The following is a 12,110-nucleotide window of genomic DNA, read 5'->3' as shown; positions in this document are numbered from 1 at the left end:
TGAAGAAAAATGGAATAAATACTATTTCTTCTTTTTTACAGGAATTTGCTGTGCTTTTTTATCTTCTTTTTCCACTTCGGCTCTTAATTCTAATTCGGCTTCCGAGGCGGATAAATCTTTTTTTGGAACCGTATCAGTCGGAGCAGCTAAGATAGAATCTTTATTAAATTTAGCATAGTCTAATTCTCCCGTCAATACTTTTTGAATCGAAGAAATATACGCCTGATTTTTCTTTAAAATAACGGTTAATGAATCGGATTTTAAAGCTAATTCGGTGGCATCTTTTTTTAATTGGGTAGAAGAATAACCGGGAATAAATTCGCGCAAAGGCGTAAAAGCAATGATAAAAGTAGTGACTGCAATCAGGAAAATTGCCCCTAATGACGCAACTACAAAGACATTCATCAAAGTTAATCTTAAAGAAAAAGTTTCTTCAAAAGTATCCTCATTCAAAATAACCAAACGGTTTTTGGTGAAGAGTTTTTTGTGCAGTTTTTTTCTTTTTATTCTTTTTTCCGACATGCTTTTGCTTTTTCACAAATATACTAATTAATGTCAATCCTTGTGCTTTGACAGCATTTGCTTATCAATATAAACTCCCTAAAAAAATTAGACAATTTTTAACTTAATAAAAATTAAATAATTGCCTAAAAATGAATCCCCGTTAATATATTCTATATATCTTTGTAGCTAGTTTTAATTACAAATTTGCTTCGGCATAAATTTTACAATCATGGGAAGATTAGGTTTACCGGAAATCCTTGTTATAATAGCAGTTGTTTTATTACTTTTTGGAGGTAAAAAAATTCCGGAATTAATGAAAGGTCTTGGTAGTGGAATTAAAGAATTCAAAAACGCCGCAAAAGACGATCAACAACCGGCTGATAAAAAAGAAGAAGAAGAAACGAAATAAAAAATGTTATTTTTTATTTAAAAACCTGATTCAAATTAATACAATTTGAATCAGGTTTTTTTATTTTTAAATTTTTACTCATTATATTTGTACGAAAATTTATAAATTTTAAAAATGAGAAAAATTGTATTATCATTAGTTACGCTACTATTTTTTGGATTAGCTAATGCACAAATAAAAGAAAAAGGGGTAATTGAAATTACACCAAAATTTGGAATATCTAGTTTTTCGGAATATAACGAAGATGAAGATTCAACCAAATCAAATTCAGGAGTTGAATTTGGAGCCACAGCTGATTATTATTTCAACAATAGATGGAGTTTACGTTCAGGTCTAATCTTTGATAAGATGGGAGGAATATACAATTATGAAGGTGATAGATATGAAGATAAATTGAATTATTTAAGTGTTCCTATCAATGCTAACTGGCATTTTGGAAGCACCCGTAAATGGAATTTGAATTTTGGATTGAGTCCTGCTGTATTATTAAAATCCAGAATTAATATAAATGGTGGAATTGAAAATTTTCCTGAAAATTCTTTAGAAACATTTCAATTAGGATTTACTTTTGGAATTGGATACAAAATTGAAGTTACTAAACGATTTGGAATTTTAATTGACGCACAATTTTTCGAAGGTTTAACAAATATAAATAATGCTTCTCCTGAAAGATTTACCAATAGTGGTAGCAGTTTCAATCTGGGTGGTGTTATACAGTTATAAAAACTCAATTTAAAAAATCCCAAAATCTAATATAACTATTGGATTTTGGGATTTTTTTATTTTTAATGATTTTACAAAATCATCGTCAACTGAATGCGTTTTCTGTCCTCATCCACTTCAGTAACTTTTACCTGAACCTGCTGGTGTAGTTTGACTACTTCATTGACATCGCTCACAAAATCGGCTTTCAGTTGGGAAATATGAACCAGTCCGCTTTCTTTAATTCCCAAATCTACAAAACAACCAAAATTGGTAATGTTGTTGACAATTCCCAGTAAAACCATTCCGGTTTTCAAGTCTTTTATCGTTTTTACATTCGGGTCAAATTCAAAGATTTTGGCGGCTTTTCGAGGATCTAATCCCGGTTTTTCCAATTCTTTGATAATATCTCGTATTCCTAAAATTCCAATAGTTTCATTGGTATAATTCTCGGCTTTTATCAGTGCTGTTTTTTCTTTATTCGCAATTAAATCATGAACAGAAATCTTCAAATCCTTGGCCATTTTTTCCACAATGGGATAAGCTTCCGGATGCACCGCCGAATTGTCCAACGGATTTTTTCCTTCTTTAATGCGAATAAAAGCGGCACCTTGCTGAAAGGCTTTTTCACCCAGACGAGGTACTTTTTTTAATTGTTTTCTATCCTGAAATGCACCATTTTCTGAGCGGTATTGCACAATATTTTCGGCCAGTTTCTCCCCTATTCCACTCACATAACTCAGCAAATGTTTACTGGCCGTATTGATATTTATTCCAACCGAATTCACACAACGAATTACGGTATTATCCAATTCTTCTTTTAGTTTGCTTTGATCCACATCGTGCTGGTATTGGCCTACGCCAATGGCTTTTGGATCTATTTTTACCAATTCGGCCAAAGGATCACTCAAACGACGTCCGATAGAAACCGAACCACGCACCGTTACATCATAATTTGGAAACTCCTCACGGGCAATTTTAGAAACCGAATAAACTGAAGCACCCGCCTCCGAAACCACAAAAACCTGAACAGGCTTATCAAATGCTATTTTTTTAATGAAAAATTCGGTTTCACGGGAAGCAGTTCCGTTTCCTATTGAAATCGCTTCAATATTGTAAGCATTTACCATCGAACGGATTTTTTTCATCGCCATTGCCGTTTCATTTTGTGGTGCATGCGGATAAATGGTTTCATTGTATAATAAATCGCCTTTTTCGTCTAAACAAACCACCTTGCAACCACTTCTAAAACCCGGATCTATCGCTAAAATTCGTTTTTCTCCCAAAGGTGGCGCCAACAACAACTGACTTAAATTGGAGGCAAAAACCTGAATCGAATTGGCATCTGCCTTCGCCTTGGCTTCCTGTAATATTTCATTGGAAATCGCAGGTTGCAACAAGCGCTTGTAACTGTCTTCAATCGCCAATTGTACATGTGGCGTAGTTGCATTTTGCCCTTTTAGAACCAATTCGTCAATAATATCATAAACTTCGTCTAAATCAGCTTCAACTTTAAACTTGATAAAACCTTCATTTTCGGCACGCAACATTGCTAATAAACGGTGTGATGGCGCTTTGCAAATGGGTTCTGACCAATCAAAATACTGACTGAATTTTTGAGCGCCTTCTTCCTCTTTTTTACTTTTAACAACCTTGGTTGTAATCGTTGATTTTCGTTGGTACAATCGTCTTAATTGTTTACGAACAAAGATGTTTTCGTTAATCCATTCAGCAATAATATCACGAGCTCCCTGTAATGCAGTATCTTCATTTAGAACATTTTCATTCAAATATTTTGAAGCTAAAAATTCTACGTCATCATTGTTTTGCGCCATGATAATTTTAGCCAAAGGTTCTAATCCGTTTTCACGGGCAACATCAGCCTTTGTTTTTTTCTTCTTCTTAAATGGCAGATAAAAATCTTCTAATTCCTGCAAATCAAAACTTTGTTGGATTTTTTTCTCTAATTCCGGTGTTAAAGCTTTTTGCTCTTCGATTGATTTTAGAATGGCTTCTTTACGTTTTACGATGGTGTCGTATTCTTTGTTTAATTTGGCAATTTGCTCAATTTGCGTTTCGTCCAGATTTCCGGTTTTGTCTTTTCGATAACGGGAAATAAACGGAATGGTGCAATCTTCTTCCAGTAATTGAACCGTATTTTGAATGTTTATAGCTGCTGTTTGAACAGACTTAGCGATGAATTGTATGTTGGTCATTGTAATTTTTTTCGAATAGCTAAAATAATATCTTTGAACTTTAATTAAAGCCAAATGACAATATTATTCTACTATTTTTTAATTATTAACCTTTTTGGATTTGTCCAAATTGCTTATGATAAAGAGCAGGCTGTAAAAGCTAAAAGACGGATTCCTGAAAGAACACTGTTAGGAATTGTTTTCCTTGGTGGAACTCTTGGTTCAGGAATTGGTATGCTGTTTTTTAGACATAAAACAGCCAAAAAAAGCTATTTATGGAAGTTTTGGTGTATTGTTATTTTACAAATTTTTCTCCTTTATCTGGGTTATCATTTTGATATTTTAAACAATAAAATCCAAATAATTCCTTTTATTAATCACTTCAAAACCAGCTTCCGGATAGGCTTTGGCGAAAGCGGTAGGAATCTTAACTTTTCTACTTTCATTCCATTTGAATTCGTATCCTCTTAATACATTGTTTTCTTCTTCCAGCCAATCCAATTCCTGTTGATCATAGGTACGCCAAAAATAATTGGTAACACTTTTTTGGGTATAATTTTGGTACTTTATTCGTTCGGATGCCAGATAATTTTCCCATAATGCACCTACATCAGTTCGAGAATCCAAACGACTAAAATTGGCAATAATAACATTTCGGATACCATTATCATAAAAATACCATCGGTTCGATTTTGTAATTTCCTTGCGTAAATTTCTACTAAAACCAGGCACTTTATAAATAACAAAAACTTTAGACAGTAAATCCAAATAACTTTCGACCGTGTTTTTAGAAATACCCAATTGTCGGGCTAATTCCTGCAAAGAGACTTCCTGCCCTAGCTGAAAGGCAATTAATTTTAATAAATCTAAAATTTTATTGGAATGCTTGATGCCTTCATAAACCAAAATGTCTTTTAATAAATACGAATTGACAATCTCTTTTAAATAATTGATTTTATCATCCCAATCCGGATATTGTTCTAATTCTGGATAAGAACCAAAAAGCAGTCGCTCTTCAAGTTTTTGAGTCGTTTCTTTAAAGTTTTCATACTTCGAAAACTCCATTTGAGCTAAAGGAAATAAATAAATCGTGTTTTTTCTGCCGACTAAGGGTTCGCCCAACTTATTGGATAAATCAAAAACAGAAGATCCGGTAGCAATAATTTTGATGTCATCGATAGAATCTACTATTAATTTCAAAATCAATCCAATTTCAGGAATATTTTGAGCTTCATCAATCACTAACAATTTTACATTAGCTAATAATCGTTTATAGTTAACAACCGAACGCTCCTGTAGTAAAGCTGCATCCTGAATATCTTCGCCATTTAATTGCAAATAATCTTCTTTTGGAATTGAAGCCAGGTAGTTTTTGATAAAAGCAGTTTTACCCACACGCCTTGCACCTAATAAAATCAATACTTTATTAGGTAAAACCCTCTTGGAAAACACTTTATCTATTCCTCTTTCTATAAAATTCATCATTTTTAACTTTAGATAAATTAAATACAAATATAATAAAAAATGTAAATTCAGTCAATACATTGACTGAATTTACATTAATTTAGTCAATACATTGACTGAATTTACATTAATTTAATCAATATAAAACAAAAAAAGCCCGGTGAAATGCCGAGCTTTATTATATAATTGGTACGAAGCACCACGAAAATTTTTTGACTTATTGACAAGCAATTTTATTTACTCTGTTTTGGTGTCTTCCACCTTCAAAAGCAGTATTTAAAAATGTTTCCACAATTTCAACAGCCTGTTGAATTGAAGTATATCTAGCCGGAATACTCACTACATTAGCATCATTATGCAAACGGGTTAAATAAGCAATTTCTTTAGTCCAGCATAAACCAGCTCTTACTCCGGCATGTTTATTAACAGTCATTGCAATACCATTTCCGCTTCCGCAAATTACAATTCCAAAATCGGCTTTCCCTTCTTCAACATCTGTTGCAACCGGATGACCAAAATCAGGATAATCTACAGATGCTTCAGTATCGGTTCCATAATTAGTTACTTCATACCCTTTAGCTTCTAACCATTTAACGATAGCTTTTTTATATTCAGGACCTGCGTGATCGTTTCCAATTGAAATTTTCATTGTATATCTATTTAATTTTGCTGCAAATTTACCAAAACTAATTGTATTTCATTCTTTTTTAAAAAGGGAAAAACTATTGTTTTCTAATTTGATGTATAATTATCTTAAAATGAATTGAATAAGTGGTTTATCTACATTTTTAATAATTGATAAAATGCTGGAAATCAATTTGTATCCTATAATTTATTTGTTAAAATTTTGCATTGTTAATAGCAGTTTATAAATCATTGATTTTCAGTTAACTTTAATTTAACACAAATTGTTGATAACTATGAAAAGAAAATTAGAAGTTTTTTTTGGTTGCAATTAAAAATTTTATAATCAAAAACTGATCTTAATTTTCCAAGTAAAGTTTCGGGAATTTTTAGAATAGTTATTCATATTCGAAATTGAGGTTATCAACAATTATTAACAATGAACTTATTTACATTTTAAAATGATTTTAGTTTATCAACGGTTGTTAATTATATTTCAAAAAGACTTTAAAATTAAATATTTAACCTAAAATAACTATGTTAATAACTCTTGATAACAAGGAAAAACTTCATTTAAAAATAATTTCAAAAAAAATTATTCCAACTATTAACAAACCATAATAACAATAAATATTTTTTAAAATTTTAAAATTTCTTTTTTATTATAATAGTATGTGTTGACAACTTTGAAAGCTTAAACAATTTTTAGATTGTTATTGTATTTCAATTCCTGAAGAATGCTTTTAACGGTTTCAAAATCGTTAGGATGAATTTTCAATTTGATTCCGCCCAAAGCAGTGGAATACATTGGTGCAATGGAAGACATGATTTCGTTTTCGAAATAGTATTGTAGTCCTTCCTGATCCAAACGGTGTTTTAGGATTTCGATTTCATGGATGTAGTCAAAAGTAGCGATGGTAATAAAAGTTTCCATATCGAATGATTTAATAGCCTTGCAAACGATCGTTAATACGTTATATTTATTTTAAAACTGCTTCTTTTCTTTAGAACTGCCTAACTATTTCGTAATTTTCCACTTTCAAGAAAATAAGTATGGGAAAAAGATTAAGAAAGCCTGCTAAAAAAGAGAAAAATTTCTCTGATAAAATTATAAAAATATTGTCTAAAAGTGCTAATAAAGCTTTTAATTATAAGCAGATAGCCGCTATTTTGGACAAAGATGATACCCAAAGCAGAAATCAGATAATAAAAGATTTAAAGTTATTGGCTGCTGCCAAAAAAATCACTGAAACCGAACCCGGAAAATATTTAATCAAAGTGATTAGTCAGGATTATTACGAAGGAACGATAGATATGACCAGTCGTAAAACGGCTTATTTTATTTGTGAAGAATTTGAAGAAGATATTTTTATTCCAACGAATAATTTGAATCGTGCTTTAGATAAAGACAGAGTTAAGGTTTATATTTATAACAGAAGGAAAGGAAAACGTCCTGAAGGCGAAGTAGTTGAAATTATTGAAAGAGCTAAAACTGATTTTGTTGGAGTTATTGATATCCAAAAAAACTTTGCTTTTGTTTCGACTGCCAATCCAAAAATGTACACTGATATTTTTATACCAAAAGATAAAATAGAAGATGCTAAAAATGGTGATGTGGTACTGGTTCATATCGAAGACTGGCCTAAAAGAGCCGATAGTCCTTTTGGAAAAGTAGTCAAAGTTTTAGGAAGACCGGGAGAACATGATACTGAAATTCACGCCATTTTGGCCGAATATGGTTTACCAGCTGAATTTCCAATTGAAGTGGAAACTTATGCTCAAAAAATTGATACTTCAATTAGTGATGAAGAAATTGCCAAACGTCGCGATATGCGTGATACCTTGACTTTTACCATTGATCCAAAAGATGCAAAAGATTTTGATGATGCGCTTTCGTTTAAAAAATTAGAGAATGGAAACTACGAAATAGGAATCCATATTGCCGATGTTTCGCATTATTTAGAAGAAGGAACTATTTTGGATGATGAAGCTTATCAAAGAGCAACTTCGGTTTATTTGGTAGATAGGGTAGTGCCTATGTTACCTGAAGTTTTGTCAAATTTTGCTTGTTCTTTAAGACCTCAGGAAGAAAAATATACCTTTTCGGCAGTTTTTGAAATCAATGAAAAAAGTCAGGTTATCAATCAATGGTTTGGACGAACAGTAATTTATTCGGATCAACGATTTGCCTACGAAGAAGCCCAATACATCATTGAAACCAAAAACGATGTAATTCCGGCTGAAATTTCATTAACGGGTAGCGAATATCAAGTTCCTGCAGAAATTGTCTCAGCAACGCTAAAATTGGATGAATTAGCTAAAATTTTACGCCGAAAACGAATGAACGAAGGTGCTATTTCTTTTGATAAAGTTGAAGTAAAATTCAATCTGGATGCAGACGGCGAACCAGAAGGTGTTTATTTTAAAATATCAAAAGATGCCAATCATTTAATTGAAGAATTTATGTTGTTGGCTAATAGGAGAGTAGCTGAATTTATTGGAAAACAAAAGAAAACTTTTGTGTATAGAATTCACGACGAACCTAATGAAGACAAACTGATTGCGATGCAAAATGTGATTGCTAAGTTTGGATATAAAATTGATTTTAGAAATCCGGGTGATATTTCGAAATCATTAAATAAATTGATGGAGGATGTTTCCGGTAAGAAAGAACAAAATTTGATTGATACTTTAGCTATTCGAAGTATGAGTAAGGCTAAATATTCTACAGATAATATTGGTCATTACGGATTAGCTTTTGATTATTATTCTCATTTTACCTCGCCTATACGTCGTTATCCGGACGTTATGGTACATCGTTTGTTACAATATTATCTGGACGGAGGAAAATCGGCAGATGAAGAATTGTATGAAGAAAAATGTTTGCATTGTTCTACTATGGAAGGTTTAGCGACAAATGCTGAGCGTGATTCTATCAAGTATATGCAGGTTAAATACATGCAGGATCATCAGGATCAGGAGTTTTTGGGTGTAATTTCAGGAGTTACCGAATGGGGAATTTATGTTGAAATTATTGAAAATAAATGCGAAGGAATGGTTCGGATCAGAGATATAAAAGAAGATTATTACACCTTTGATGAAAAACAATATGCCTTGGTAGGAGCAACTTCCAACAGATTATTACAATTAGGAGACGAAATTTACGTTAAGGTAAAAAATGCCGATTTGGTTAAAAAACAATTGGATTTTAATTATTTAAGAAGATCAGAAGAAACAGAAAATTAAGGATGATGAATATGAAATTAAAAAATGTATTATTAGTAGTTATTGCCGTTATTTCGCAAACCACTTTTGCACAGGTAACCAAAGTTTTAGGTGATTTTAGTAGTGTAAAAGTATATGATAAATTGAGTGTAAAATTGATTGCTTCCAATGAAAATAAAGTAATTATAAACGGAGAAAGAGAAAAAGAAGTTGAAGTGGTTAACAACAACGGAGAATTAAAATTAAGAATGCCTTTCCCAAAATTATTATCCGGAGATGCTATTTCGATAAAATTATACTATAAAAATGTGGATGATGTAATGGCCAGCGAAGGTTCTTCAGTAAGTAGTGAAGCTGTTTTTAAACAAACTATTTTTAATTTGAATGCCAAAGAAGGCGCTACTATTAATCTGAAAGTGGATGCTCAAAAAGTAAATGTAAAAGCAGTTACAGGAGGAATAATTCAGTTAAGTGGAGCCGCCGCTAATCAGGATGTAGTGATTATGTCCGGAGGTGTTTTAAAATCTAAAAATTTACATACTTCTCAAACGACTGTAACTGTTTCGGCAGGAGGTAATGCTGAGGTGAATGCCAGCACTTTAGTGGATGCAAAAGTGAAAGCCGGAGGTACAATTTCTATCTATGGAAAACCGAAACAAATTAATCAACAAACGATTTTAGGAGGAAAAATAGAAGAAAAAGAATAAAAAAAATGTATTTTTATTCGGTAAAAAATTCTAAAATTGATGATTAACGATATTTTATCGGGTATTCCTTGGGGAGTTTTCCTGAGTTTTATGATTGGTCCCGTTTTTTTTATTCTGCTTGAAACCAGTATTATAAAGGGATTTAGAGCCGCTTTGTCATTTGATTTAGGAGTAGTTTCAGGCGACATTATTTTTATTGCAATTGCCTATTTAGGGAGTTTCAGACTAATTCAAAGTTTGAAAGACAAACCGGCACTTTTTATATTTGGAGGTATTGTAATGCTGGCTTACGGAATTATTTCCTACATCAGTTTACACAAAGAAAAGAAGATTAATACTAAGAAAATTGATAACGAAATCATCAGAAAAGATTATTTTGGTTTGTTTATAAAAGGTCTTTTTTTGAATGTTATCAACATTGGAGTTTTAGGATTTTGGTTGGCGGTAATCATTTCTGTAGGGCCAAAATTAGATATGCAAACTTCCAGAATGATGACTTTTTTTAGTACCGTAATTATTACTTATTTATTAGTAGATTGTGTTAAAATTCTTTTAGCCAAACAATTACAATCTAAAATGACTCCCGGAAATATTCTTAGAATTAAAAAAGGAATCAGTGTGGTTTTAATGGTTTTTGGAGTGGTTTTAATAACCCAGGGCTGGTTTCCAAAAGAAAAGGAAATGGTTACGAAAGCTTTTCAAAAAATAGAAAATGAATAATATATGGAATATTTAAAACCGCTTAAAAGAGTGGTTTTTTTTATTGCTAGTAACTATTAATTTCACTACGACTAGATATAAAAAAAGAGACACATTTCTGTATCTCTTTTTTGAGGCATCTCCCGATAGCTCCTATGTTTGCGTTGTAAAAATAATTTGATCTCGAAGATGTATATTTGGATATAATGAAGTGAAAAGGATGAGAGCATACCGATGGCTAAATAACTCCAGAAGTATATTGTCCGATAGATAATGCCTCATTCTTTTTATCTTTTAGAGTCTGAACAGAATGTAAGGAACTACGCAAGTCGTATTATCCAGAATATCCAACCAGGAGAAAAGACGAAGGAAGATTCATCACTTTATAATATTATATTTAAAATTAAGAAGTTATGAAACTTTTAAAACAGGTATTAGGAATTGATGTAGCTCAAAAAGAATTAGTGGTCACATTAGGGAGGCTGTATGAGGATCTGAAAATCGAATTATACGCCTATAATGTTTTTAAAAATACCGAAAATGGATTTTTAAAACTTTCAGAATGGGTAAGTAAGCTAACAGACAAAGAAATAAAAGTACTTTATGTTATGGAAGCCACAGGTGTTTATCACCAAAAGTTTGCCTATTATCTCGATGAAAAACAAGAGGATTTGAGTATTGTGTTGCCTAATAAAATCAGTAATTATATGAGAACATTAGACATCAAAACAATTACAGACAAAACGTGTTCAGAGGCAATCGCTAGATTCGGATTGGAAAGAAAATTAGAGAATTGGAAAAAACCAAAAGATATACATAGAGTACTAAAGCAACTTACACGTGAACGTCGTCAAATTACAGACGAGAGAACAATCGTAAAAAACCAATTACATGCAGAAGAAACCGAAGCAATACCTCATTTTTCTACTATTGAACGGTTGAAAAAAAGAATATATTTTCTGAATACACTTGAAAAAGAAATTAAAAATGAGATTAAAAGTATTGTAAAAGAACATAAGGAGCTTACGATTGATATTACTAATATTTGTACAATTCCAGGTGTTTCAATATTGACAGCGGCAACTGTTATTGGTGAAACTAACGGATTTGAGCTGATACGAAGTAAAAAACAATTGACCAGTTACGCAGGATTGGATGTGGTTGAAAAACAGTCAGGAACGTCTGTAAAAGGCAAACCGAAAATATCGAAGAAAGGAAATCGATATTTGAGAAGTGCTTTACATTTACCGGCACTTAGCACGATAAAATGGAATGATAACTTTCGAGATCAATACGCAAGAATAGTAGCAAAACACGGAATTAAAATGAAAGCATGCGTGTCTGTACAGAGAAAATTATTGGAACTGATATATGTTATTTATAAAAACAAAACAGTATATGACAAGGGGTATGAATTAAAAAAAAAATAGCGTGCTAGCACAAAAGGCATAAACACGCTATACAGTCTGGCTCTAAGACCGACTTAGACGACAAAATTAAGAATATTAAACATAGAAAAGGCTTCCCGATGAAAATAAAATTTAGTTTTATTAGGAAATCAACACAGAATCTATCGGGACG

Annotated in this window: 11 protein-coding genes and 1 pseudogene; 7 read left to right on the top strand and 5 right to left on the bottom strand. The window is 31.9% G+C overall.

Annotation, left to right across the window (positions count from 1 at the left end; genetic code table 11):
* Positions 1-21: 21 nt before the first annotated feature.
* On the bottom strand, positions 22-522 hold the full coding sequence (locus H599_RS0103435) for a hypothetical protein (RefSeq protein WP_026712840.1): 501 nt from the start codon (positions 520-522) through the stop codon (positions 22-24).
* 211 nt (positions 523-733) lie between these two features.
* Between H599_RS0103435 and H599_RS0103430 the strand changes: the two genes are divergently transcribed.
* Both H599_RS0103430 and H599_RS0103425 read left to right on the top strand, forming a co-directional pair.
* Positions 734-913, top strand: a complete 180-nt coding sequence (locus tag H599_RS0103430; protein ID WP_026712839.1) for a Sec-independent protein translocase subunit TatA/TatB — start codon at positions 734-736, stop codon at positions 911-913.
* Positions 914-1,027: 114 nt separating this feature from the next.
* Positions 1,028-1,636, top strand: coding sequence for a porin family protein (locus tag H599_RS0103425; protein WP_026712838.1), 609 nt, complete (start codon positions 1,028-1,030; stop codon positions 1,634-1,636).
* A gap of 71 nt (positions 1,637-1,707) precedes the next feature.
* On the opposite strand, the gene H599_RS0103420 is transcribed toward H599_RS0103425, so the two are convergent.
* Positions 1,708-3,831 carry a Tex family protein gene (locus H599_RS0103420; RefSeq protein ID WP_026712837.1) on the bottom strand — a complete coding sequence of 708 codons (2,124 nt, stop codon included), beginning with the start codon at positions 3,829-3,831 and terminating at the stop codon, positions 1,708-1,710.
* A gap of 54 nt (positions 3,832-3,885) precedes the next feature.
* On the opposite strand from H599_RS0103420, the pseudogene H599_RS21140 reads away from it, so the two are divergent.
* Positions 3,886-4,071, top strand: a pseudogene (locus tag H599_RS21140) (DUF1294 domain-containing protein); the annotation flags it as partial.
* 81 nt (positions 4,072-4,152) lie between these two features.
* Here H599_RS21140 and H599_RS0103410 read toward each other — a convergent pair.
* From H599_RS0103410 to H599_RS0103400, 3 genes are all read right to left on the bottom strand, one after another.
* Positions 4,153-5,295, bottom strand: a complete 1,143-nt coding sequence (locus H599_RS0103410; RefSeq protein ID WP_245600480.1) for an ATP-binding protein — start codon at positions 5,293-5,295, stop codon at positions 4,153-4,155.
* 196 nt (positions 5,296-5,491) lie between these two features.
* Positions 5,492-5,923 carry a ribose 5-phosphate isomerase B gene (gene rpiB, locus H599_RS0103405; RefSeq protein WP_026712835.1) on the bottom strand — a complete coding sequence of 144 codons (432 nt, stop codon included), beginning with the start codon at positions 5,921-5,923 and terminating at the stop codon, positions 5,492-5,494.
* Between the two features lie 669 nt (positions 5,924-6,592).
* Positions 6,593-6,832, bottom strand: coding sequence for a DUF2007 domain-containing protein (locus H599_RS0103400; RefSeq protein ID WP_026712834.1), 240 nt, complete (start codon positions 6,830-6,832; stop codon positions 6,593-6,595).
* Between the two features lie 119 nt (positions 6,833-6,951).
* Here H599_RS0103400 and rnr point away from each other — a divergent pair, with 119 nt between their 5' ends.
* From rnr to H599_RS0103380, 4 genes are all read left to right on the top strand, one after another.
* Positions 6,952-9,144: a ribonuclease R gene (gene rnr, locus H599_RS0103395; protein ID WP_026712833.1), complete on the top strand. Its 2,193-nt coding sequence runs from the start codon at positions 6,952-6,954 to the stop codon at positions 9,142-9,144.
* Between the two features lie 11 nt (positions 9,145-9,155).
* On the top strand, positions 9,156-9,830 hold the full coding sequence (locus H599_RS0103390) for a head GIN domain-containing protein (RefSeq protein ID WP_035141153.1): 675 nt from the start codon (positions 9,156-9,158) through the stop codon (positions 9,828-9,830).
* 39 nt (positions 9,831-9,869) lie between these two features.
* Positions 9,870-10,550: a LysE family translocator gene (locus tag H599_RS0103385; protein WP_026712831.1), complete on the top strand. Its 681-nt coding sequence runs from the start codon at positions 9,870-9,872 to the stop codon at positions 10,548-10,550.
* 392 nt (positions 10,551-10,942) lie between these two features.
* The gene (locus tag H599_RS0103380; protein ID WP_026712830.1) at positions 10,943-11,959 is read left to right on the top strand and encodes an IS110 family RNA-guided transposase; all 1,017 of its coding nucleotides are present in this window, start codon (positions 10,943-10,945) and stop codon (positions 11,957-11,959) included.
* Positions 11,960-12,110: the final 151 nt, after the last annotated feature.

This window comes from Flavobacterium daejeonense DSM 17708 (assembly GCF_000425425.1).
GTDB classification, from domain to species: Bacteria; Bacteroidota; Bacteroidia; order Flavobacteriales; family Flavobacteriaceae; genus Flavobacterium; species Flavobacterium daejeonense.
The sequence above is the reverse complement of the archived record's forward strand: the minus strand, read 5'-3'. Positions and strand labels throughout refer to the sequence as shown.